General features: G+C 43.1%; 25 protein-coding genes. 17 read left to right on the top strand and 8 right to left on the bottom strand.

Annotated features, from left to right (window positions below; translation table 11 throughout):
• Nucleotides 1-75: 75 nt before the first annotated feature.
• The 6 genes from IM485_RS15290 (at nt 76) to IM485_RS15265 (ending at nt 5,536) form a co-directional block, all read left to right on the top strand.
• The gene (locus IM485_RS15290; RefSeq protein ID WP_287744149.1) at nt 76-492 is read left to right on the top strand and encodes a polysaccharide deacetylase family protein; all 417 of its coding nucleotides are present in this window, start codon (nt 76-78) and stop codon (nt 490-492) included.
• Nucleotides 493-792: 300 nt separating this feature from the next.
• Nucleotides 793-2,328, top strand: coding sequence for a bifunctional phosphoribosylaminoimidazolecarboxamide formyltransferase/IMP cyclohydrolase (gene purH, locus IM485_RS15285; protein ID WP_104396278.1), 1,536 nt, complete (start codon nt 793-795; stop codon nt 2,326-2,328).
• A gap of 653 nt (nt 2,329-2,981) precedes the next feature.
• A complete protein-coding gene (locus IM485_RS15280) occupies nt 2,982-3,785 on the top strand; it encodes a creatininase family protein (protein ID WP_287744145.1) in 804 nt (267 codons plus the stop codon).
• A gap of 253 nt (nt 3,786-4,038) precedes the next feature.
• A complete protein-coding gene (locus IM485_RS15275) occupies nt 4,039-4,707 on the top strand; it encodes a HEAT repeat domain-containing protein (protein WP_104396276.1) in 669 nt (222 codons plus the stop codon).
• A gap of 61 nt (nt 4,708-4,768) precedes the next feature.
• On the top strand, nt 4,769-5,284 hold the full coding sequence (locus IM485_RS15270; RefSeq protein ID WP_110579077.1) for a phycobiliprotein lyase: 516 nt from the start codon (nt 4,769-4,771) through the stop codon (nt 5,282-5,284).
• A gap of 126 nt (nt 5,285-5,410) precedes the next feature.
• Nucleotides 5,411-5,536, top strand: coding sequence for a hypothetical protein (locus tag IM485_RS15265; protein WP_287744139.1), 126 nt, complete (start codon nt 5,411-5,413; stop codon nt 5,534-5,536).
• Nucleotides 5,537-5,562: 26 nt separating this feature from the next.
• Here IM485_RS15265 and IM485_RS15260 read toward each other — a convergent pair whose 3' ends face one another.
• Nucleotides 5,563-6,495 (bottom strand): hypothetical protein, encoded by a 933-nt coding sequence (locus IM485_RS15260; protein ID WP_103112452.1) that lies wholly within the window; start codon nt 6,493-6,495, stop codon nt 5,563-5,565.
• Entirely contained in the window at nt 6,452-7,051 is a 600-nt protein-coding gene (locus IM485_RS15255; protein ID WP_271930052.1) for a DUF1517 domain-containing protein, read from the bottom strand. Before IM485_RS15255 ends, IM485_RS15260 begins: the two co-directional genes overlap by 44 nt.
• 327 nt (nt 7,052-7,378) lie before the next feature.
• Between IM485_RS15255 and hpnH the strand changes: the two genes are divergently transcribed.
• A complete protein-coding gene (hpnH, locus tag IM485_RS15250) occupies nt 7,379-8,395 on the top strand; it encodes an adenosyl-hopene transferase HpnH (protein WP_194017564.1) in 1,017 nt (338 codons plus the stop codon).
• Nucleotides 8,396-8,397: 2 nt separating this feature from the next.
• Here hpnH and IM485_RS15245 read toward each other — a convergent pair whose 3' ends face one another.
• Nucleotides 8,398-9,771: a DICT sensory domain-containing protein gene (locus IM485_RS15245; protein WP_287744134.1), complete on the bottom strand. Its 1,374-nt coding sequence runs from the start codon at nt 9,769-9,771 to the stop codon at nt 8,398-8,400.
• Between the two features lie 183 nt (nt 9,772-9,954).
• Here IM485_RS15245 and IM485_RS15240 point away from each other — a divergent pair, with 183 nt between their 5' ends.
• Nucleotides 9,955-10,437, top strand: coding sequence for a hypothetical protein (locus IM485_RS15240; protein WP_104396272.1), 483 nt, complete (start codon nt 9,955-9,957; stop codon nt 10,435-10,437).
• Between the two features lie 70 nt (nt 10,438-10,507).
• A complete protein-coding gene (nblR, locus tag IM485_RS15235) occupies nt 10,508-11,197 on the top strand; it encodes a response regulator transcription factor NblR (RefSeq protein WP_287744131.1) in 690 nt (229 codons plus the stop codon).
• 160 nt (nt 11,198-11,357) lie between these two features.
• Here nblR and IM485_RS15230 read toward each other — a convergent pair whose 3' ends face one another.
• Nucleotides 11,358-12,155, bottom strand: a complete 798-nt coding sequence (locus IM485_RS15230; RefSeq protein ID WP_104396270.1) for a glutathione S-transferase — start codon at nt 12,153-12,155, stop codon at nt 11,358-11,360.
• Between the two features lie 334 nt (nt 12,156-12,489).
• On the opposite strand from IM485_RS15230, the gene IM485_RS15225 reads away from it, so the two are divergent.
• The 3 genes from IM485_RS15225 (at nt 12,490) to IM485_RS15215 (ending at nt 15,230) form a co-directional block, all read left to right on the top strand.
• Nucleotides 12,490-13,671 carry a hypothetical protein gene (locus tag IM485_RS15225; RefSeq protein WP_287744128.1) on the top strand — a complete coding sequence of 394 codons (1,182 nt, stop codon included), beginning with the start codon at nt 12,490-12,492 and terminating at the stop codon, nt 13,669-13,671.
• A 33-nt stretch (nt 13,672-13,704) separates the two neighbouring features.
• Nucleotides 13,705-14,697, top strand: coding sequence for a pentapeptide repeat-containing protein (locus IM485_RS15220; RefSeq protein WP_104396268.1), 993 nt, complete (start codon nt 13,705-13,707; stop codon nt 14,695-14,697).
• Nucleotides 14,698-14,762: 65 nt separating this feature from the next.
• Complete coding sequence (locus IM485_RS15215; RefSeq protein ID WP_104396267.1) at nt 14,763-15,230, top strand: retroviral-like aspartic protease family protein; 468 nt, start codon at nt 14,763-14,765, stop codon at nt 15,228-15,230.
• Here the strand turns inward: IM485_RS15215 and IM485_RS15210 are convergent.
• The gene (locus IM485_RS15210) at nt 15,225-16,886 is read right to left on the bottom strand and encodes a M14 family metallopeptidase (RefSeq protein ID WP_287744124.1); all 1,662 of its coding nucleotides are present in this window, start codon (nt 16,884-16,886) and stop codon (nt 15,225-15,227) included. The two genes, IM485_RS15215 and IM485_RS15210, sit on opposite strands and share 6 nt — an antisense overlap.
• A gap of 71 nt (nt 16,887-16,957) precedes the next feature.
• On the opposite strand from IM485_RS15210, the gene IM485_RS15205 reads away from it, so the two are divergent.
• Nucleotides 16,958-17,170, top strand: a complete 213-nt coding sequence (locus IM485_RS15205) for a hypothetical protein (RefSeq protein WP_002751038.1) — start codon at nt 16,958-16,960, stop codon at nt 17,168-17,170.
• Here IM485_RS15205 and IM485_RS15200 read toward each other — a convergent pair.
• Both IM485_RS15200 and IM485_RS15195 read right to left on the bottom strand, forming a co-directional pair.
• On the bottom strand, nt 17,167-17,913 hold the full coding sequence (locus IM485_RS15200) for a circadian clock KaiB family protein (RefSeq protein WP_104396265.1): 747 nt from the start codon (nt 17,911-17,913) through the stop codon (nt 17,167-17,169). The two genes, IM485_RS15205 and IM485_RS15200, sit on opposite strands and share 4 nt — an antisense overlap.
• Before the next feature lie 90 nt (nt 17,914-18,003).
• The gene (locus tag IM485_RS15195; protein ID WP_287744121.1) at nt 18,004-19,275 is read right to left on the bottom strand and encodes a type IV pilus twitching motility protein PilT; all 1,272 of its coding nucleotides are present in this window, start codon (nt 19,273-19,275) and stop codon (nt 18,004-18,006) included.
• A 276-nt stretch (nt 19,276-19,551) separates the two neighbouring features.
• Here IM485_RS15195 and IM485_RS15190 point away from each other — a divergent pair, with 276 nt between their 5' ends.
• Nucleotides 19,552-20,517, top strand: coding sequence for a hypothetical protein (locus tag IM485_RS15190; protein WP_271935520.1), 966 nt, complete (start codon nt 19,552-19,554; stop codon nt 20,515-20,517).
• Entirely contained in the window at nt 20,514-20,924 is a 411-nt protein-coding gene (locus IM485_RS15185; RefSeq protein WP_045358366.1) for a PIN domain-containing protein, read from the top strand. The genes IM485_RS15190 and IM485_RS15185 overlap by 4 nt, the downstream gene beginning before the upstream one ends.
• Here IM485_RS15185 and IM485_RS15180 read toward each other — a convergent pair whose 3' ends face one another.
• Complete coding sequence (locus IM485_RS15180) at nt 20,925-21,983, bottom strand: potassium channel family protein (protein ID WP_002803175.1); 1,059 nt, start codon at nt 21,981-21,983, stop codon at nt 20,925-20,927.
• Nucleotides 21,984-22,109: 126 nt separating this feature from the next.
• On the opposite strand from IM485_RS15180, the gene IM485_RS15175 reads away from it, so the two are divergent.
• Nucleotides 22,110-23,393, top strand: coding sequence for an aspartate aminotransferase family protein (locus tag IM485_RS15175; protein WP_194014949.1), 1,284 nt, complete (start codon nt 22,110-22,112; stop codon nt 23,391-23,393).
• Between the two features lie 140 nt (nt 23,394-23,533).
• Nucleotides 23,534-24,061, top strand: a complete 528-nt coding sequence (locus IM485_RS15170) for a tetratricopeptide repeat protein (RefSeq protein ID WP_238141940.1) — start codon at nt 23,534-23,536, stop codon at nt 24,059-24,061.
• Nucleotides 24,062-24,067: the final 6 nt, after the last annotated feature.

The following is a 24,067-nucleotide window of genomic DNA, read 5'->3' as shown; positions in this document are numbered from 1 at the left end:
AGGTTACTTGTTGCTTCAACAAGGATTTTAAGTCTTCTACTGACTCAGCAACATTAATATTAGGGACTCCACTCATTGCCTTTTTACCACACAAACTATACCTTTACCAAGTATGACATACTTTTTGAAAAATGGTATAACGATATTTTAACTCGTCTTGCTGGTCTTGCACCGCGCTGGTATCGTCCCGGTCAAGCCTTCTATAATCAATCTATGCGCTCGTTTTTGGGGAAATTCCCCGGCTATGAGTCCCGATTTGCCCTCGCTTCCATGATCCCTTTAGATACCGGAAAAGCAACGAATCACCCTCAATTTACCACTTGGTATATCTCGCAATTTATTTTCCCCGGGGCGATTTTAGTGCTTCACGGTGGGTCTCCCGAAAGAGATGAAAACACGGCGATCGTGCTGAAGAATTTATTAGCGAAATTACACGATCGAGGTTATCAGGTGGTGACTCTCAGTCAATTAGTTGATCACAAACGTTATTAGGTGACATTTTCTAGGCATTAAGGACAAGAAAAGATGATGGTAATCTGACAACATTTGGCGATAAGGGTTGCCAAGAGGTTTTCACTAATCTAGATAGACTTCGTTACCATGAAAAATCCTGTATTTTTTAACAAGTCAGACTAAATCTTTCCAAGAGTAGTTGCAATTTTTTTCTTGGCATAAGTTGATATTTGAGAGACGAAAATATAGAAGCAGCTGATTATTTACTAATCTACTTTTTTTAATTTTTAACGGGTTAGGACTGAGATATACTGAAATGGTTGCTTATAGATCACTACTATGGGACGTTTAGCACTGATCAGCGTGACTGACAAAACCGGAATAGTTGACTTTGCCCGTCAGCTAACAGAAGAATTTGATTTTGAAATTATTAGCAGTGGAGGAACCGCCAAAACACTGCAATCGGCGGGAATTCCCGTGATTAAAGTGGGTGAATACACAGGCTCTCCTGAAATCTTGGGCGGAAGGGTGAAAACTCTTCATCCTCGCATCCATGGCGGTATTTTGGCTAGAAGGGATTGCCAGTCAGATTTAGCGGAAATGGAGGCTAATCAAATTCGTCCTTTTGATTTGGTGGTGGTTAATCTCTATCCCTTTGAACAGACGATCGCTAATCCTGAGGTTACCACCGCTCAGGCGATCGAACAAATCGATATCGGTGGTCCGGCGATGTTACGCGCCTCAGCTAAAAATTTCGCCCATTTGACTGTCATCAGTAACCCGAAGTATTACGAGCAGTATTTAAGCCAATTACGGCAAAATAACGGCGAAATATCCCTGGAATTCCGTCAAAAAATGGCGGGAGAAACCTTCGCTTTAACCAATGCCTACGATGGTGCGATCGCTGCCTATTTCGCCAGCTTAAACGGGGAAACGACTCGCTTTAATTTGGCGGGAAATGCCCTGCAAACCCTGCGTTACGGCGAAAATCCCCACCAAAGTGCCACTTGGTACGGCAGCGGTACAATGGCTCACGGTTGGGGAAAAGCAACCTTATTACAGGGAAAAGAACTAAGTTATAACAATTTAGTCGATTTAGAAGCAGCCCGCCGTTTAATCGCCGAATTCGGCAGTGAAGAACCGGCCGCCGCTATCCTGAAACACACTAATCCCTGTGGGGTGGCGATCGGTGGTAGTTTAGTGGAAGCTTATACTAAAGCTTTTAACGCCGATGCTACCTCCGCTTTTGGGGGCATTGTTGCCCTAAACCAAGCCATAGATGAAGCAACCGCTAAAGAATTAACGAAAACCTTCCTAGAATGCGTGGTTGCTCCCGATTGTAGCCCCGAAGCCCGGGATATCCTCGCTAAAAAGTCAAAAGTGCGGATTTTATTGCTGCCGGATTTAAGCACGGGAGAAAAACAAACAGTAAAAGTTATCGCCGGCGGTTTTCTAGTACAAGCGGCCGATGATCTGGTAGAAACCCCAGATGATTGGCGCGTGGTGACAGAAAAACAACCCACTGCCGCACAATTAGCGGAATTACTGTTTGCTTGGAAAGTATCTAAGCACGTTAAATCTAATGCTATTGTGGTGACAAAAAATCAAACTACTTTAGGCGTTGGTGCGGGACAAATGAATCGCGTTGGTTCGACGAAAATTGCCCTTGAACAAGCAGGGGAAGCGGCCAAAGGTGGCTATTTGGCTAGTGATGGCTTTTTCCCCTTTGATGATTCTGTTCGCACGGCGGCCCAGTTTGGCATCGAGGCAATTGTTCAACCCGGAGGTTCTTTAAAAGATCAGGATTCGATTAATGCCGCTAATGAGTTAGGTTTAATTATGGTCTTAACAGGCATTCGTCATTTCTTGCATTAATACAAAGTTAGGGTGTGTTATTGCTTAAATTAACGCACCCCAACTTTGTATTAATTATCGGTTCATTTCCCTGACTCAATAGTATTAAATTTGCCAAAAGCGCGAGGATGGTCAGCTTTTGGGGAACAAAGAAAATAGCACTATGTCTGGCTACTTATTCAGGTCATACTAAATCCGTTGAGTAACGCACAGAAAACGGGTTTCTCGGAGAAACCCGTTTTCTACTCATGCACTCATGCAAAAAGGGGAATAAATAATCAGTCTTTAATAACCAGATTTAGTATTACTGCTCCACCGATCGATTTTTTGGAACGCATCATGCACATTGATTGAAGCTGTGAGTTCAAGTGCGATGCCAAAGGCACTGCGTAGCAGATCGCTGATCTTAATAAGCTACATTAACAACAATACTTAAAGAAAAGGCTTAAAGATGATCAGTAACAAGGGTAAAAAAACAAGTCACCCCTGGTTTTTTTTGCCCGATGATATTGCATATTATAATTAATGAAAGAGGTTTTGTTGCTATAGGAATTCGTTTTGGTCAGCCATGACCGATAAAGACGATTGGCAACCTTGCCAAGAATTAGTGATAAAATTACAATGTAAACATTTATTTTTCCCCTAACCCTAATCCCTCACCCCCTAATAAAATTATGATGCACGGTTTTATTCCCCCTCATCGTTATTTTCCCTATCTTACTTGGACGGATATAGATTCAATGCCAGATAAGGAAAATGTGGTAATTATTCAACCCATTGGTGCGATCGAACAACACGGACCCCATCTCCCTATTGCCGTCGATGCTGCCATTAGTTTAGGGGTTTTAGGCAAAGCTTTCGAGAAATTAAATACAAATGTTCCCGCCTTTGCTTTACCCTGTCTCTACTACGGAAAATCTAACGAACATTGGTCTTTCCCCGGCACGATTACCCTCTCGGCAACAACCTTATTAACCCTCATTCAAGAAATAGCTGAAAGTCTCTATCGTTCGGGTTTTCGCAAGTTAGTATTAATGAACTCCCACGGCGGACAACCGCAAGTTATGGAAATTGCCGCTAGGGATATTCATCAACAATATCCCGATTTTTTAGTGTTTCCTTTTTTCACTTGGCGAGTTCCCCACAATGCGGCTGAATTATTCTCGGAATATGAATTAGAATACGGTATTCATGCAGGAGATGTGGAAACTAGCATTATGTTATCATTACTGCCAGAACAGGTCAAAATTGAGCGGGCTGTCCGAGAATATCCCCAAGGTTTGCCAGAAAATAGTTTATTAACTATGGAAGGAAAATTACCCTTTGCTTGGTTAACTAAGGAATTAACTAAAAGTGGAGTGATGGGAGATGCTACTAATGCAAGTAAAGAAAAAGGCGATCGATTATTAGAATCTGTTGCTAATGGTTGGGTACAAGCGATCACTGATGTTTATCAATTCCGTCAACCGAAGTTATAGCAAATTGAACATTCCGACACCAACAATTAATTTTTCTCAAGCAATATCCCGAACCTGTTGATAGCAGTTATCTTAATGATCGGGTACAAAATTTTCGTTTTCGGGAGTCGGTCTTCCATACCAAATTAGGTTACACTTCATCTTTATGAGAAACACTGTAACACACAGAAATTAGCTGTTTCAGTCCACTGGAGCTACTGGTTTAGAAACAATTGCGTTAGAATTAAAGAAATATTACAAGTGATTGACAAAAATGAGTAAGCCTGATATAGAAAGCATTGCCCTCCAGTTAGAAAGCAGCAACTCTAAAGATCGTCTGCTGGCCTTGGCATCCCTGCGAGAAGTGGCCCCGGAAGAGGCTGTACCGTTGATCAAAAAAGTCCTTTATGATCAAATGCTGCCGGTGCGATCGATGGCTGTCTTTGCTTTGGGAGTCAAACAAACCGAGGAATGCTTTCCTATCCTAGTGGATTTGTTAGCCAATGATGCCGATTATGGCATTCGCGCCGATGCTGCGGGGGCCTTAGGTTATTTAGAAGATATTCGCGCTTTTGAACCCCTACAACGGGCTTTTTACGAAGACACGCAATGGTTAGTCCGTTTCAGTGCTGCCGTTGCCTTGGGCAATTTGGGCGATATTCGGGCTAAACAGGTGTTATTATCGGCCCTCGATAGTAACGAAGCGGTTATTCAACAGGCTGCTATTGCTGCCCTTGGCGAAATCAAAGCAGTGGAAACCGTCGAGAAGCTTTTAACTTTTGTTAACTCCGATGACTGGTTAATCCGGCAGCGATTAGCGGAAGCTTTAGGCCATCTTCCGGCGGAAAAAACGATCGCAGCCTTAAAATTTTTGGTCAAGGACGAACATCCACAAGTGCGCGAAGCAGCTCGTTTATCCTTGCAAAAATTGGCCAACGTCTAGGGATAGGATAGAATAAATAATCTATTCTTCCAGAGCGATCAATCTTTGCCTACAGCCATTCATGGACATTCAAGAATTTATTAATCTCTGTGCGGGTAAATGGTTTTCTCAGCGCACCAGTTATCAATTAGCTGCCCAAAAAGTTGCCAATAATAAAGCAGAAATCACCATCGATTTGCTGGCTGCCGATGCTGCCGATGTGGTGCAATTATGTTTAGGAAATAACTGTCAGTCCCAGGCCAGTCTAGGGGGATGGAAAACGACTTGGGATAATTCCGTGGACTATGGACAACCGAAAAAAATCGGTTCTAGCTATTTAGTTTGGCTTCCCTCAGAGAATTCTTGGCAAGGAAAATTAATCACATCGGACGGTAAATCGGCAGCGCTGGGAGAATATCATCTCAGAAGCGATCAAGCTTTAACTTTAACCATCGAGGATAATCACCATCGTATCGAGGAAAGAATCTGGTTTGCTAGTCCTAATCTGAGATTGCGTACCAGTATTATTCAGTCAGCCAATGGCGATCGCCAGACGGTTTTTTATTCGGAAATTCGCAAAATGGTTGCTACTAAGTAGGGTTTGCTGAATAAATCTTAAAACCTTGTTAGGTAAGACTTTTAGACCTTTTGGAAATCAACAAGTACCGGATATGGGAGTGGTCGGGGGGAAAATTCTGGGACTTTTTCCCTGAAAATTAGGTAATTGACCCCCTCAAAACCGGTAAAACCCTACACCCCACACCCCACACCCTGTCCCCAGGAAAAACTTTTTCAGCAGACCCTAAGTAGTTGCTATCCCCAATCTCTGAGGTGGGGAAGACAGGGTTAATCTTCCACCACTCCAGTCAAATCCTCCTAACGTCGGCCGCGTCTGCTGCTGCCAAAACCACTGCGACTAGGGGTACGACGGGAACCAGAGGAACCGAAACTAGGAGAACGTTTGACATTATCAGATTTACCCGAATTCTTCAGGGTACTGGAACCATAACCGGAACCACTGGGTTTTGTGGTGGTGGTGGTGCTGCGATTGGGACTAGAGGGAGTATTGCTGGGATAACGACGTAAATTGCCAGTAGAACGGAGAGTTTGTCGGTTTTTGACTGCCGGAGGTGGACTATTATGTTTAGTCCGGTATTGATCTACTGCCTGATTATAGGTGGAACCGTAACCACCAAAACCGGTCATCACACCTCCCGGAGTATAGAGGGGAGGAACGTAGTATTGAGGACGAAAGAGCAAACTACCCAAAGCTTGACCAGCAACAGCACCGAAAAAAGGACTCCAAAAACTCGATTCTTGTCGAATCACCACGGTTTCCTGTTGTCCAGTTTGGGGATTGTTCCGCACTTCCGTGACATTATGGACATACTCAATTTTAAAATCTTCGGTCATGTACAGGGTAGCCTGATCACCGTTGATTTCTACTGCGGTTTTTTCCCCTTTAGCAATGTCCTCCTCGGTTAATCTAGCCATTTGCAGGTTAGTGGTGCGAAAGAGGGGAGAAGTCCCCCCAGGGGTGTTTAACAGCATTAAGGTATAAGTGCCATCTCCATCATCATAGGTAGCTTGTTGCACCTCGTAGCGACCGCTACTAACCTGATTGGATTCTCGTCTTACACTACTGTTATTAGCTGACGGTGACTGAGTTTGATTTGACGAGGAACCACAGGCCACCGTTGTGCAACAAAGGGTAAGAATTAAAAAAATTGTCGTTACTTGGCGCAGCATAAGGGCAAAATTAAGACTATAAAGGCAGCAATTCGGGGAAATTGAGTAATAGTTGCTCATTGGTCAATTCATCTCCCAATTGAGCAGGAGAAAAATGTACCTGAATGGCACGCAGCCGACCTTGGTAGTGAAGGTTAATTATTGATTTTAAACCATCTTCCAGGGCCTCTCGATCGGCTAGGCTAGTTTCTAAAGCAGCACTCTCACCCTCGAAGGCTATTGTGATCATAACAACTAAGTTATCGGTGACGGGTAAAGTTAAGGGTTCGTTTTCCCCCACTTCCCCAGACACCGATTCACTTAGGTATCTGGCCGCGGAATCGGTAAACAGTTCGTTAACGTAGTCTCCCGCTTCCCCCTCACTCCAAAAAATATCGCCCTCATTAGCTACAGAAAACCAATAGAGGTTCATCTGCAGCAGATTTTGACAAATTTCTACTAAACCCTCTCCCATGACCTCTAAATCGCCTTCGGAATCGATCGCCTCTCGGCCGGTACGATTAAGAATACCGATCAGCGGTGCGATTTCTTGGCCGTAGAGATGCAAAAATAAGCGACAGACCACATAGCGAGTTTTACCCGCAAATTTTTTGAAGCGATCGCCTAAAGAACTCATAATAGACCTCTGGTAAAAATCAAAAATTGTCGTTAAGGTTAGGAGTCGGTCGTCAGGAGATAGGAGTCAGATAGGAGTCAGGAGATAGGAGTCAGGAGATAGGAGTCAGGAGATAGGAGACTTTTTTATTTATTCTCCCCACTTCCCACTTCCCACTTCCCACCTTCAAGTCAGTAGTCTTGAAGCCATCAGCTGGATCAAGTTGATAATCAAGTAAACAGCCAAAAAAGCCCTCAGCTTTTATTTATTTTGCCATTTTCTAGGCTCCTATGCCTTGATGCCCTGCAAACAGTCTATAATGACTTAAAATCCTATTGGTGTGAGCAAATGGCTGTCCAACTACAACAAGCTTTAGTGGTTGCTTCCTATATCTTGAAACAGCGTCTAGCAGGAAAAAAGCGTTTTCCCTTAGTTTTAATGCTAGAACCGCTATTTCGCTGTAATTTAGCCTGTACTGGCTGCGGTAAGATTCAACATCCCCCAGAAATCCTCCGCAATCATCTTACCCCAGCAGAATGTTTCGCAGCGGTGGAAGAATGCGGGGTTCCCGTGGTTTCCATCCCCGGGGGAGAGCCGCTTTTACATCCACAAATCGATGAAATTGTCAAGGGTTTAGTGGACAGAAAAAAATTCGTCTATCTGTGTACCAATGCCCTGTTATTGGAAAAAAGCCTGGATAAATTTACTCCTTCACCCTATCTTACCTTTAGTGTTCATCTGGATGGTCTCAAAGAACATCACGATCGCTGTGTGGATCGGGAGGGAGTATTCGATAAGGCAGTAAAAGGGATTAAAGCGGCGAAAGAGAGAGGTTTTCGGGTTACTACTAATACCACGGTTTTTGAAGGCACAGATCCGCAAGAAATGCAGGAATTTTTCGATTTTCTCGCTACTTTGGGCATCGATGGCATGATGATTTCCCCGGGTTATAGTTATGAGTGGGCCCCGGATCAAGATAGTTTCTTGAAACGGGAGCAAACTAGAGCTTTATTCCGAGAAATTCTCTCACCCTGGAAATCACGCCAGAAAAAGTGGAATTTTAACCATAATCCTCTCTTTCTCGATTTTCTCATCGGTGAACAGGACTATGAATGCACCCCTTGGGGTAGTCCTAGCTATAGTCTTTTAGGATGGCAAAAACCCTGTTATCTGCTCAACGAAGGTCATTACAAAAGCTTTCGGGAACTTTTAGAAGAAACCAATTGGGATAACTACGGTCGGGCCAGTGGCAATCCGCAATGTGCCGATTGTATGGTACATTGCGGCTATGAACCGACCGCGGCCATGGCAGCTTTTAAACCGGCTAATATGGGACGTGCCATGCAGAGTTTAATCGGAGTCTAATCCTAAACTGATTCTAACCAGACGGCGGGGACTTGACTAGGGCGATCGGGTAATTGCATCCATCCCATTTCGCACAGACGAATTACCGAAGTTAATTTTTCTACCAAAGCGGGATCGAAACGAATCCCGCTATAATTTTGACATCGTTCTAGGGCCTCTCCTAAATCTAGAGCTAGTCGGTCGCCTCGCGGTTGAGTTAATTCCTGAAAATAGGCGGATAATCCTAAAATTCTCGACTCTAGGCTGATTTCTTCCCCTTTTAAGCCGTTGGGAACACCGCCACCATCCCAGTATTCAAACTCATGGTAAATAATCTGTTGAATTGGGGCTAATTCGGGCATAGTGGCGAGTAATTGCGCTCCTAATACCGATCTATCCCGCCAAAATAACGCATTTGCTCCCTCTAACTGACTGGCACGCTGTCTAAAAACTTCGATCGGAGCCTCCGCTAGACCGATGCGGTATAATAAACCTGCTAATCGTAAGCGTCGCAATCTCAGGGTGGGTAAATCGAGCAATTGTCCCAACATTTCCGCTAAAGCGGCCACCTGTAGGGAAGCAAGGGGATTATCAATATCTCTTTCATCGACTTTTTGAGCCATTCTGAGAAAAGCTTGCAGTTTATTCGCGGCTAAATTTTTATTTAAACGGGATGCTTGTCCTTCTAAGTCGCTTAATTCTCGCGTTTGTCTGCTGACGGTGACTAACTGCTGTTGACTGGTTTGCAGATAGGTGACAATGCGAGAGACTACTCCGGTTAAATCCGTGGGAATGGGATTAATATTTTGACTAATTTCCTGCTGTTGTCTGCTTAAATCGGCCGCTAGACTGGGATTATAGGGATGCAGACGCTCAATTAAGATCCTAGCGGCTTTTTCGACTAAATCGCGATCGAATGTCCATAAACCGTAGAATTTTCGCTCCGTGTCTATTTGGGGTTGACTATCGGACCGGTATTCTTCCGGGGATAACTCATGACAGAGTACCATGGAGGCGTAATCGGGGGAAAGAATGATTAAATTCCACTCATTAACCAAACTATCGCTATTATCTAAGTTCACTAGCGAAACATTCTCTAAACTGCCGGTTTTATGCTCAGAAAAACCACTATCGGCCACGGCAGCGATCGCAATATGACGAGAAGAGCGAGCGATATCTAAATAGCGCTCTGCTTCCTGTAAATACCATTTACCCTGTTGAAAGGTGACTAAGACCAGTGGTTTATTTGTACTGTCTGGGCTGCTAGTTTGCAAGATATGATCTTCAAGAGCATGACAGAGAGCCACCAGGGTATTCTTAAAATAGACCCCGTAACTGCTGGGTAATCGTCCTGATGAAGCTCTTTTTAATTGTTCTAAGCTGGATTCTACGGTCATAGGTGGCAAGATTAGGGGAAGTGGGGTGTGGGGTGTGGGGTGTGGGGTGTGGGGTGTGGGGTGTGGGGAGACGGAGTAGGGGAGACGGAGTAGGGGAGCAGGGAGAAAAAACTGATGACTGATAACTGATGACTGATGACTGATTACTGATTACTGTCTCCTCATTGCTTTTTAATTAATTTTATGACCTTAGTGATTTGTCCTGGTTTTCATGATTCTAGATTGACCGAGGATTTTTTAGGACATCTGGGGAGTAAATCGGTCAAATTACGTCCCTATATTATTATTTCTCCTTTTTCTTGCTTAAATGAAGCTTTTTTACCGGGAGAAGACCTAACCTTGATTGGGTTTAGTGCGGGGGTGGTAAATGCGATCGCTTTAGCCTATTATTGGCAAGCTCAAGGGGTGAAAATTCGAGCTTTAATTGCTCTGGACGGTTGGGGAGTGCCATTAATCGGTAATTTTCCCATTTATCGCCTTAGTCACGATTATTTTACCCATTGGAGTTCCTGTTTATTGGGTAGCGGTCAAGAAAATTTTTATGCGGATCCCCCTGTAGATCATCTTAGCCTCTGGTCGTCCCCCGATCGAGTGATTGGTTGGTCTGTCAATGGTGATTTTGTCCAACGCACCACAGCCTTAACTTTTTTATCTAAAATCGGTTAGGCGAGAATCAATTAAGTATAATTGGCTAGTCCCCTCCCCATCTTCCCTATTTCTTTACCGCTGCCGACTAATGAGTACACCAGTTCTGAGTTCTTCGATTCTCTTGGTGGGAATTGAGGAGAATATCGCTAAATTAGCTAGTGCGGACTTGCAAGAAGCAGGTTATCGTCCCCTGATTGTGCCTAGCATTGATATCGCTTTCCCAGAAGTGGAAAGTTGGCAGCCAGCGATGATTATACTCGATCGTTTCCTGGCGGAGGAAGCGGGTGTGACTTTTTGTCGTCGTTTACGTTCCCAGGGAAGTCGCGTTTATATTATTTTATTAGTATCTCAAGAAACCCTAGAAGAACGTCTCGCCTGTTTGGAAGCGGGAGCCGACGATTATTTTCTCAAACCCTATAATTCGCAATCTTTTCTCAAATTAATCCGTTTTTACCTGCAACCTCTGGAAACTATCCCCGAACAATTGCGCTTCGGTGACTTAGTATTAGATTTAGTCACTCGTCGTCTCTCCTATAAAAACAAAAATATTGAGTTGACGATGAAGGAATTTGAACTGCTGCGCTACCTGATGATTCACCCGAAAGAAGTATTATCAAGGGATCAAATTCTCGAGAATGTCTGGGGAGACGAATTTCGAGGAGAATCAAACGTTATTGAGGTATATATTCGCTATTTACGCCTGAAAATGGAGGCTGGTGGTCAAAAACGCCTCATTCATACCGTGCGCGGTGTCGGCTACGTTTTACGCGAATCTTAACAGTGATCAGTAATCAGTGATCAGTAATCAGTGATCAGTAATCAGTGATCAGTAATCAGTGATCAGTAGATTGCTTTTATTTAATCTCCCTACACCCTACACCCCACACCCCACACCCCACACCCCACACCCCACACCCCACCACCCTAGTCAAGCTCTGCTATTCGATCTGGATGGAGGTGGGGGAATCGATGGGAGGGGTGGAATTACCAGGGGTAATAGTTTGACGGTATTGACTATAAAGACGGTCGCGCCAGACAAAAAAGCCCTCGTAGGCGCTATTATCAGCTAACCCCGGAATCCCCTTGCCTTGCAATTCCGGGGGTAAGTTGAGATAGGAACCCTGGGGAAACTGAAGCAGTACACTTAATCCCGCCACGGCTAAATCGGCTAAAGTAGGCTGATCCCCGACTAAATAGGGACGATTGGCTAAAATGAGGTTTAAAGCTTCTAAGTCCTGTTGTAGCCCTTTTTTAGCCGTATTGATAGCATCTTTTCCCAGACCTACACCCGTCCCAAAAATATCAATTAATTCCCCCGGCAAGGAACCCAGCAACAAGCGCATAAAATCGGGAGTTTCCCGGGGTAAAAAAGCGGTACGAAAGTTTTGATTTTGGGCAAAAGCGCCGAGAAAAGCGGTTCTTCCTTTTAATCCCAGGGATTCATCGGCCCATTCTTCGATTAATAAACATTGACCCCGTTGAAGGGGATCTGTAGGGATAATTGGTTTTTCAGGATACTTGCGATCGAGATAAAAAGCAATCTCCGTCGAGTCGGCAATATAGGTATCACCATCTTTGAGGACGGGAACCTGTCGCTGTCCAGAAAGACGGAATAATTCTAATTGTCCCACCCCCGGCACCACGTCCCTTTTTTTATAGGCAAGTCCTTTATAGTCAAGGATGAGACGGACTTTCTCGCAATAGGCAGATAGTTCAAATTGATAGAGTTCTAGCATAGGATGATATGGCCTCTCGATAAATCAGTTTCTCCCTGATTACTCTAACCCTATCGGGCATCGATCGCCTAAACTTAAAGACTTTACTCCGATTTTGCTCGAACATTTGTACTAAAAACGAGAAAGGCGAAAAAATAATCTTTTGCTAATTTTAGAGACCAAATGTAGCAAACCGAACTCAATAGCTGCACGCTTTTAGGTTAGGATATTTTCAAGCGCCAGAAGAGCCGGAATAACTTATATATTCCGGTAAACTGACTTGCGAGAGACCAATAGCATAACCTCATAGTAGAGGTGTGCGAGGGTGGGCGACTTTCTCGGATCAGAGGTTACTATGCAATTATCCAGTGACGTTTTTAATCAGGTAGTTCGCTATCTCGACAGCCACGAAGAAAAATTACGGATCAAAAAATTAATCTTTTATATCTGTAAAAAATATTGGGAAAATGATCCTAATACTTTAGACGGTGTGGCGATGGAAGACTTGGTGAAGGAGTTAGTGCAACTCAAAACCAGTAAGGAACAATTAACTTTTTCTGTTTATAAGTTAGTTAAAACCCTAAATCGTCCTGAAGTTTATGCGGGAGTAGCCACGGTTATTATTGAGCAAATCAGTAAATTATATAGTAATATTGCTGCCGCCTATGACACCCAATTATCACCATTAGAACCAGCAGTTAACCCTAGATTTACCACCGTTAATAATGCTGTCAACAACGGGGAAGATAATTCCCTAAGACAAGTGGTTAATAGCCTAGAAAATCATCTAGAGACGGAGAGAATGCAAAAATTAATGTTTGCCGCCTGTAAAAATCGTTGGGAAAATGATCTATCGGTGATTAATAATTATGGCTTAAAAAATATTATTTTAGAACTGAGGCAAAACAATCCTAACTTCTTAAGCTTGCGAGAAACTCTCAACCAAGTTGCCGAAAATCTTAATAAAAAATCTCTATACCTTCCCCTAGCTGAGATTATTCTTACCCAGCTAGAGCCTTTCTACGATACTAATAACGATTACAAAGAAGAGGATAATGAGTCAAAAAGTCAAATCTTTAATGATCAAATGGTTCATCTAAATGATGATTGTGATTCTTCGGCTAAAACTTCATCTTTCTCTTCCTCTAGAAGTAAACCTGTGGATTTTGCCTCTTCGAGAATGGAATTGCCCTTTGCCGAGCCAGCTTTCTTAAACAATAACCCCAGTAATTACCCACAAATTTCTGACTATGACCCCTTTGAAATTCGTTTAGAAATTTTGCGTTATGCTAATCCTTTACGAGCCAAAATATTAATTTTCTCGCTCCTATTTTATCCTTGGGATCAGAACAGTCAAGATTGGTTAACCCTGCGAAGTTATACCCTAGAAGATTTACTACAAAAACTGATCGAAAGTGGGAAATCTCTCAAGGATATCGAAATTCAACTATACCATATTGCTCAAACCCAAATGGATAGGGATGCTAACGTTCAAACCGCTGGTATTCTGGTGCAAGCTTTGCAAAAAATTTTTTAATTTTTTACCCCAATTTTTCTGAATATTCTACCTATGAAACCCACCGAACTAATTGCACGTTATGCCGAGGGAGAAACTCAATTTAGTGGCTTAAAATTACCCGGAGTTAATTTAGTTGGCACTGACTTGATTGGCATTGTTTTAAATGGAGCAGATCTGCACGGAGCCAATCTTCTCTTTACCTATCTTAACCGGGCTAATCTCGCTCAAGCTAATCTCGTGGCGGCTAATTTAAGCGGTGCTAGTCTCAACCAAGCTGACTTAAATGGGGCAGATTTACGCAGTGCCAATTTACACGGAGCGCAGCTACAAGGAGCTAATCTTCGTGATACTGATATAACCCTAGCTATTCTACTTGATGCTAACTTGATCGGAGCGGATTTACGAGGGGCTGATTTAAGTAGTGCTAACCTCACTGGTGCTTGTTTGCGGGGAACAAATATGCGTCAGGAAAAGAAAAATAGTAACACTAATTTACAAGGAGCTAATCTCTATCGCGCCGACCTGCAAGGGGCTAATATGAGAGGGGTTAATCTGGTGCGCGCTAATCTAGTAGGAGCCAATTTAAAGGAGGCTAATTTGTGCAATGTTGACATCAGAAATGCGGATTTAACTAATGCTAATCTGCAAGGTGCTTTACTCACTGATGCCAATTTAGTCGGGGTGTCTTTAGTGGGAGCAAATCTAGCGGGAGCCAATTTAGTGCGGTCAAAAATGAGCGATACGGAAGCAATAGGTGCAAATTTCCATAGTGCAATTATGACTCACATAAAATTCGATCGAGCTAATCTTAGTCAAGCTAATTTTCAAGCGGCAAGAATGAATCATGCTGACTTAAGAAGGGCTAATCTTTCAGGAGTTAATCTTAGGGAAGCGGATTTAATCGATGCTTTCTTTGCTAGAGCAAATCTCACCGGTGCTGATTTAAGTAATGCTAATCTAACTGGTGCTGAGTTAATGAGTGCTAATCTCATGGGAGTTAACTTCCGCGGTGCAATTATGCCCGATGGCGGGATTAATAATTAAAATTACTAGACAGTGTTGTTGGCAATTATTCTGGTATAATTAGGGGTAGAATTGAGGCTAGTATTATGGTTGAGCCAGCAATTATTGCAGAAGATATGGGCAAAATCTACACCACGATTACAGTTATCAATCGCGCCGATCAAATTCGTGCGGAAGATGGTATGGTCGCGCCGGAACAAATTCGCTCTCTTACCCTAGAAAATGTCTTGGTGGATACGGGGGCAACTACTCTTTGTCTGGTGCCGGAAGTCATCTCCCGCTTGGGTTTACAGCTTTTAAAAGAAGTAGATGTGGCTACGGCTAAAGGCATAGGAAAAGCGAGAATTTTTCGCGATGCCACCTTGATTATTGCGGGACGGGAAGGGACTTTTGAATGTTTGGAATTACCCAGAGGTCAAAACAATTTATTAGGAGTAATTCCTTTAGAAGCTTTGGGATTAGAACCGGATCTTCGTAGCCAAAAATTGCGAGTTTTACCCACGGAATCCCACGAGACTTATTTAACAATTTTATCGAACAAAATAGCTCTATAAAATTACTTTTTGTCTGACTGTTCCGGCTCTTTCAGCTATAGCGACAATCTCGATTTCTTGACCAGAAACTCCTTTAATTACCCATTCCACCGTACAGCGATAATCTAAACCGTGAGCGAGACTACTATATACTTTATTTGATCGCCCTTCTAAGTGACCGATTTCCTGCTCTAATTTTCCCACTATTAAACTCACCTCATCGCCTAAATTTAACTTGACTTGAATGGGACGAACTATCTTTCTTTCCAGTGCTTTTTTACTGGTATAAGTGGGTAAGAATCCCTGATTTTCCAACTGTAAAACTAGATGATAAATACCATTTCCCTCCGACTTAAGATCGAGACGAGAGATAGCTAAAAGAGGTGACATCAAAGCATGGGCAATAGTAAACTGACATTGTTTCTCACATAAATCCGGTAAATACTTTTCTGGGGCATTTTGCCAGACATTTTTAAAGTCCCAACCGCCAATTTCCACCTCTCCCAATTGGGGATGATCAAAACTTTGCCAATTAATAAAACCCTTTCCCGCTAAATTCTCATCATTCCAACGCTGTAACTTCAATTCATCTTCAAAAGGATGCCAGCGAAACCATTGAATATAATCATCTTTTTTCACTGCTGCTTGGGTGGGTGCATCCCATAACTCCACCGTAAAACCATACCAACCAAAATGATCGTAGCCGTAATCATCCATGGCACCGTTGGTCACTTCTTTGGGATGATAACGAAAATCGTGATAGACAGAAACGCATTCATAACCAGTCATTGCTTTTCCCTTATCAGCAATATATTTATACATTTCTAAGTCTTCCACGGGGAAATATTCATCGGGATGGGTGCTATAGGGACGCAACATTACTGCCGAATAGGTATGATAGGTAACGAAGCCATTAATATTGGTGTTATTTGACCAAAATTCGGCTTCCGCACGGGTTTCTGGCTCGGAAAAAGGAAAATCTCCGGCCCCCTGTTGTTCCCCTTCAGGAACCCAATAAACGGGATAATTGCGGTTAAAATCCAGACCCTCTAGGGTGGGGGCAGTGGTAAAATTATAGCCATCGTAATCGCGGATTAAACCTTCGGTGAGCAAAGTGTAAAAAGTTCCTTCAAATTCCTCTGGTTCGCGACGCACCATAATGCGAGGATCTTGTTGGGAAATTTTCCAAGCGCCACAGGTATCTTTTTGGCGCATTTGTAGGATTAAACCATCGCCGTTAATATCTTCAGGATATAGCCCCGGTTTCTCATCCGTGTGGGGATAGGGGCGAATACTCGATCGTAACAGATAGGGAGTAGTGAGATATTTTTCCGCTCCATCCACGGCTAATCGCGGCAAAATATAGACAGTGTAATGGTCAAGAAGTCTGGTAATTTGGGAATTATGACCGTATTGGCGCAAAAGATGGGAGATAGTGTAGAGAGCGACGGCAGAGCCTGTTACTTCCCCCGCGTGGGTGTTAGCATCGATCCAATAGGCAGGTTTTTCTAAATAGGGGCCTGTGGCTTGATTTGTTAGGGTAGTTAACCAGATATCTCGATTTTCGTAGCTTTTACCGATCGAGGTGAGGCTAATTAAATTAGGATAGGATGAAGCTAGGTTTTTCAGGAAAGAAACTAATTCGGCGTAGGGGTAATAGTGGCTAAAATCAAACATCATCTTCTGCAAGTAAAAAAAGGATTCTTGGGTTAATTTGACAAAATATGGGATGATAACAGTAGAAAACTATGGATAGTCAAGATATCGCTCGCTATATTGAAGAAACTAACGGTATTTCCAAGCCTTGGCTGTTGGTGCAATTGCGTCTCAAAAAACTGCAAGAACGTCGTGCCAGTCTTTCCCAACAGGAATATATCCAAGAATTGGATGATATTCAGCAAGACTTAATGAAATTGGGCGAATGGTGGCGAGGTATCGAGTCAGAAGTCTTTAAACCCTAAGCGGTGGCGATAATCTGTAATACTCGCGGTAAATCCTCAAATTCGCCGATGATGCGTTTCACCGGTTGCGGCCAAACCCGGACTAAAGTGGGAATAGCAGAGACATGATTAGATTCTGCTTGTTCTGGATGTTTAGAGATATCGATCACTTTCAGAGTATAGGGATGGTGTAATTCTCGTTCTAGAAGCTGATGGATCGATTCTAGGGTGTGTTTAGTATTGGCATTATTACCGGAGACAAATAACCGCAAAACATAACCCTTGGGACTAGGATTGGTATAGTCAGAGTCAGAATTAATCCCTGAAGTGGTTGGGGGACGCTCCTGATAACGGAGAATCAGATCGTGGGATTGCCAAAGTTGGGGAAACTGCTGACGATAGGTTTCTAAGATAGTGGGATTAGAGGATTGTTCCTGCCAGGGTACAGTAAACCAAGCTCGATCGTCCGTGGCGAAAATAGCATTTAATAAAGGCTGATAGCGACGGACAAGGGGATAGACTTCGGCTCTAGTATGAATACGGTGACTGTAGGGATCTCGCCAGCGATCGATGGTAGCAGTAAAACTAGGAACTAAAAAATGGGGGGGTTCTGACAACCCTAAAGCGGACTGGAGAGCGGCGCAGAGATTCAGATGCCAATGAGTTTGTTTATCAGGATCGATACAGTAAATTAGATCGCCCCCGGGGGTAAACAGGGCGATGCCTTTAAAAATATCGGGCAACACAATCGCGGAAGTGGTCACTTGAGGGGTTCCCCTAGAGAATAAGTAGGAGCTTCTATTTTTCTAGCCTACTAAACTCTTGATCCCTGAACAATTTCCTTCAGGGTTTTTCTAGATTCTACCCCGCAGCATCATCGCCAGTTCATTGGGGACCGGGGACATGGCCATGGCTACCCCCTCGGTAATCCGTCCCTCTTGATAGAGGTTAAACAGGGATTGATTAGTGGTAATCATGCCGTGGTATTCGCCGTCTCTCATTAATTCGATAATTTCGTCATTTTTGCCGCTGCGAATGTAATCTTTGACGGCCTCTGTATTGACGAGAATATCGTAAAAAGCGGTCCGTTTACCGTCGGTGGTGCGACATAAACCCTGCGAGATAATACAAACTAAAGATTCTGTGATCGCCAGCCGCGGCGATTCCCGTTCCTCGGCACCATAAAGAGTTAAAATCCGCTCCAGGGTTTTTACAGCGCTGTTGGTGTGCAGGGTTCCCAGGACTAAGTGACCGGTTTGGGCAGCTTTCAGGGCAGTATTGACGGTGACTTTGTCCCGCATCTCCCCCACCAGAATAATATCTGGGTCTTCCCGCAAACAGGCTTTTAGGGCATTATCGAACTCATGGGTGTGTATTCCCACTTCCCGTTGTTTGATCAAACTGCGACGACTTTTATGGACAAATTCGATCGGGTCTTCGATGGTGATAATATGTTTGGGGTGTTCTTTATTGATGTAATCGATCATGGCTGCTAGGGTGGTGGATTTCCCTGAACCCGTCGGACCGGTGATTAAAATCAATCCCTTCTGTACATCGCACACATCCCGGAAGACCATCGGTAAGCGCAATTGTTCCATAGTGGGGATTTTCATGGGAATCAGACGCAAAACCATCCCCGGACCGCGCAGACTTTCAAAGATATTAATCCGCGCTCTAGCGAATTCGTACTGAGTCGCACCGTCAAATTCTAGGTCTTTTTTAAAGCGAAGGATTTCTTCTTCACCGAGGATTTCGCGTAACCAACTATAAAAAGTGTTGATGTCAATTTCAGGATAGTCGAGAATAATCATTTCGCCACGATCCCGCATCCGGGGTTGTTCTCCAACCCCCAGGTGAACGTCCGAATAACCCCGATCAAAGGCAAACTGGATCAAATATTCTAAGGTGGGTTGGTTGGAGGCGCGACTGTGGGGAGAACGTGGTGGCGATATTTGACCATTTTGCGGCATATTTGGCACTTGTTTGGCCTGCGTCGCCACCTTTTGCGTCATTTCTTGATTTATCTCTGGTGTGGTTCCTTTGATTAACTCCGAGGGAGGTATCGGGATGGAGGGAACCGGCAGCGGCTGCAGTGATCGCGAGGAAGAATTGGGATTTGGACTCATGAGCAATAGGGGTTTTTCCTTTACTATTCCCCGATTGTACTAACATCTCATCCTCAATTTCTCAATTCCTGACAGACGTTAGATTGAGGAGTACGGAGTCAGTAGTCTCCGAGTCAGGGGAATTAAGAGTGAACGGTAATTAATCTATCTCCCTCAGAGGCTATAGTAACTATAATCACCCTTTCAGACCCCAAAATTGTTACAATGGAGGTTTAGGGCTGATAATTTTGACTACTCATTTCTGTTTGATCGTCAGTCTTAGGGGAGGTAAATACGATGAATAGTCTGCCAAGTTCAGTCGAACGGGAAAATTTAGGACAATTTTTGTTAGAAAATCTGCAAAATATTACAGATAAACTCGATCAAATTGTCACCGATTCTGATCGGATAATACTGGATAATTTACTACAAGAAACTAAGATTTTAGTTGAGCAAGTTAAGGATAACTCTAAAACTTATCAAGCAAGAGCCGATATATTTTATCAAATTAATAAATTATGGTTTCAGGTATGGAAACAGTATAGAGATGAGGATTCAGCACTGGAGTTAATCCAATATATAGACCAATTTACTAATCAAATTACTGCCTATAATCAATTATTTATCAGCCTTGCTCAGATCAATGAGGGAAAGACTGGTGAAGAAAAAGCCGATTTAATCAGAGTGGTGGAAGGTTCACTCCTTCTCTCGGAAACGATAGATGTGTTTATTGATATGTTTGCCGATTCAGAACTAGAGCAAATTTACCAGGGAGCTAAAAATGCTCTATCGGTTTCTAATCGTACTATAACCGAATATTTCCAAGATACTGAAACATCCGATTTAGTCACCAAACTGAGAGCCTATTATAGTTTAATAATTTTCAGAATTCAAGAGCGATTTAATCCTAGTAATGTATCTTTAGAAATTACCTCTCATTCCCTAACAGATGATTTAAGCGATCTTGATCCTTGGACAAGAGACTTAGTGGGTGTTGTCGATTTAGAAACTGAAAAATCTTCGTCTGAAAACTGGTTAGATAATCTTTCTGGATCAATTTCTGATCAGGAGGTTTTTGAGAAAGCATTAGAATATGGGCGTGTTTTTCGTCAGAATGTATCCTCAGAAACTACCTCTCATTCCCTAACAGATGACTTAAGCGATCTTGATCCTTGGACAAGAAACTTAGTGGGGGTTGTTGATTTAGGATCAGAAGACCCAAAAGAATCGTATATTGATTATTTAGTGGAGAAGTATCGGTGAAACGAGTCTTATTCGACAGTGATGTATTGCTAGATGTTTTGGGTAAGCGTGAACCACATTTTCCAGCATCTGTACAAGCATTCAATACAGTTAAGACAGGTAAAACTCAAGGATATATTTCTGGTCATGCCGTCACTAATATTTATTATATTTTGTCTAAAAAAAACGGAAGGGAAAGCTCAAGAAAATTGGTGATAAGTCTTCTAGAGAATTTGCAAGTTGCTAGGGTGACAGACGCAATAATTAGGCAAGCATTGGCAAGTCAGATGAAAGATTTTGAAGATGCCGTTACCAGTGCCGTTGCTGAATCAGAAAAGCTAGAAATAATCATAACGCGAAACCTAAGAGATTTTGCTGTTTCCCCCGTTCCCGCAATGCTACCAGTAGATTTTTTATCGATTCTTTAACTAATGCTTCGGTAAACGTAAACCATCTGATCGCATGGGGATTAAAATCTGAGTTAAACTGCGTAATTGTTCGGCCGTTCCCATACAAATTAACAGATCCCCGGCCATTAATTCCGTATCGCCAGTGGGTCCCCCGATTAGCGTACCATCAGCGCGACGTATAGCCAAAACTAAAGCCCCCGATCGAGATCTTAAATGTGCTTGACTAAGACTTAAACCGACACAGGGACAAGTCCTCGGATCGATTAGAAATTCCTCCATATAAAACGATCGATCGGTTCCTGTTAAAATACCATCAACAAAATCCATCACCTGGGGTCGTAGGGCCGCAGCCGCTAATCTTCTACCGCCGGTAATATAGGGAGATACCACCGCATCGGCCCCGGCCCGTTGTAATTTCTGTACTGCTTCCTCGGTACTGGCCCTAGCAATGGCGCGAATTTTCGGGTTAAGAGTTTTAGCAGACAACACTGTATATAAATTCTCCGCATCGGAAGTTAAAGCGGCCACAATACAAATAGCGCGTTCGATTCCTGCCATTTGTAAAGATTTATCTAAGGTGGCATCTCCTTGAACAACAATATAATTTAATTCTTTGGCCCGATTTACCTGTAGGGGGTCTGTATCAATAACTACAAAAGGAATATTTTCTGCGTAAAATTCGATCGCTACCTGTCTGCCTGTGCGACCTAAACCACAGATGATATAGTGTTCTGATAGTCGATCGATCAAGCGTTTCTCCTGTCTCTGTTTGAGTCCCTCTTGAAAATAGCCTTGAATTAAAGCTTCGGTCAAGCGATTAACAATATAACCGATGCTGACTACTCCCATGATAATCAAAACCATTGTAAACAGTCGTCCCCGTTCACCTAGGGGATTAATTTCGCCAAAACCGACGGTAGCGAGGGTACTAATCGTCATATAGGCCGAATCTAGCCAACTCCAACCCTCGATCAGATGATACCAAAGCGTACCCAGCAAAAATACCACAATCAGGGCAAAAATTCCCCCGATTAATTCCTGACGCAGACGACGATATTTATCTTCACTGATAGACAAGCAAAATTCACCCCTAACACTGTCTAGTAACTTACAATGAAATCAGTTTTTAATCTAAATAACCCGTCCTTCTCAGACGGATTTGATTATAATTTCCCCTATGTCTAATCGCGCAGGAGTTCCCCAGTGAGTCCAGAAACCCTTTTAGAACCAACCCTAGTTGATCCCACTCCCAATTTAAACCCGAATCAACCCTTTGATCGAGATAGTTTTAACAGCTATGTGATGAATACTTATGGTCGTTTTCCCATTGCGATCGCCAAAGGGTTAGGCTGTCTTCTCTGGGATACTTCCGGTAAACAATACCTTGATTTTGTCGCGGGAATTGCCACCTGTACCCTCGGTCACGCGCACCCTGCTTTAATTGAAGTGGTTAGCCAGCAAATCCAAAAACTCCATCATGTCTCGAATTTATACTATATTCCCGAACAAGGGGAACTAGCTAAATGGATTGTCGATCATTCCTGCGCTGATAAGGTCTTTTTCTGTAATTCCGGTGCGGAAGCGAACGAAGCGGCAATTAAATTAGTGCGGAAATATGCCCATACGGTGCTAGATTTCCTCGAACAGCCAGTTATTTTAACTGCTCATGCTAGTTTTCACGGTCGCACTTTAGCTACCATCACCGCAACCGGTCAACCGAAGTACCAAAAAGACTTTGAACCCCTGATGCCGGGGTTTGCCTATATTCCCTATAATGATATCGAAGCGGTGGAAAATGCGATCGCTGACCTCGATGAGGGTAATCGTCGGGTGGCTGCGATTATGTTGGAACCCTTGCAGGGTGAAGGGGGAGTACGTCCGGGAAATATCGAATATTTCCAACGTTTACGGCAAATTTGCGACGAAAATAACATTTTGCTTGTCTTTGATGAGGTACAGGTGGGAGTCGGAAGAACCGGTAAACTCTGGGGTTATGAGAATTTAGGGGTAGAACCGGATATTTTCACTTCTGCCAAGGGTTTAGCGGGGGGTATTCCCATCGGTGCAATGATGTGCAAAAAGTTCTGTGATGTGTTTGAACCGGGTAGTCATGCGAGTACCTTTGGGGGTAATCCGTTCGCTTGTGCCTCAGCTTTAACAGTATTACAAACCATTGAACGGGATCACATTCTCGAAAATGTCCAGCAGCGAGGGGAACAATTACGCAGCCGTTTACGCGTGATTGCTTCTCAATATCCCCATCTATTTGTCGATGTGCGCGGTTGGGGTTTAATTAATGGTATGGAAATTAATTCAGAAAGTGAGTTGGTTTCATCTACTATTGTTAATGCAGCCTTGGCCGAGGGTTTATTAATTGCCCCCGCAGGTCCGAAAGTTCTCCGTTTTGTACCTCCTTTAATTGTCTCGGAAACAGAAGTAGATGAGGCTATGGATAAGCTAGAAGCAGCCATCGCTAAAGTGGTTTAATTTCAGTTATCAGTTATCAGTTATCAGATGTAAGTTTTAAGTTGACAGTTCCCAGTTATGAGTCAATTCTTTTTGAGCTTTATCACCCTAACTGTCACTTTTTCACTGATTACTGGTGACTGTTTACTGATAACTGATTTATGTGGCATCCTGACGCTTATCAAGCTTTAATTGCCGAGAATTATCCCCAAGTTGCGGCAATCTACGAGGAACTAATCGATAACAATCCCGAAAATATTTCTGACTATTGGTACTTGGGAGTTGCCTATCTTCTGCAAAATTTAGAAGCAGAGGCACAGGTGGTGTGGCAAAATGTTTTAAGAGGAGGTAATCCGGAAGAAGTTAAGCAATGGCAAGCAGAATTAGAAGCGGTTTTAGACGCAGAAGCGCGACGACAACAAAGAAAAGGTGATCTGGCAGCTGTAGAATATTTTCGCTATCATCTACAGGAAATTGTTCCCAAGTCAATTAATAATTTATTAGCTTTATTCGACTTAGCTTTAGATTTAGAAATATTTGATCCTGAAGAACTACGGTTCTTCCGAACTTACACTGTAGAAAATTCCCCAAGCTCCCTCTCTGTCCAGCAATGCTCTAAAGTTGATAAATATCAATCTAACAAAAACTCAAAGCCCTATTGTACAAACTTTACAAGCATGAGTTGTTGATAGTTT

This window comes from Microcystis sp. M169S2 (genome assembly GCF_020245865.1).
GTDB classification, from domain to species: domain Bacteria; phylum Cyanobacteriota; class Cyanobacteriia; order Cyanobacteriales; family Microcystaceae; genus Microcystis; species Microcystis ichthyoblabe_A.
Note: the sequence above shows the minus strand (reverse complement) of the source record. Positions and strands in the feature narration are given on the sequence as shown.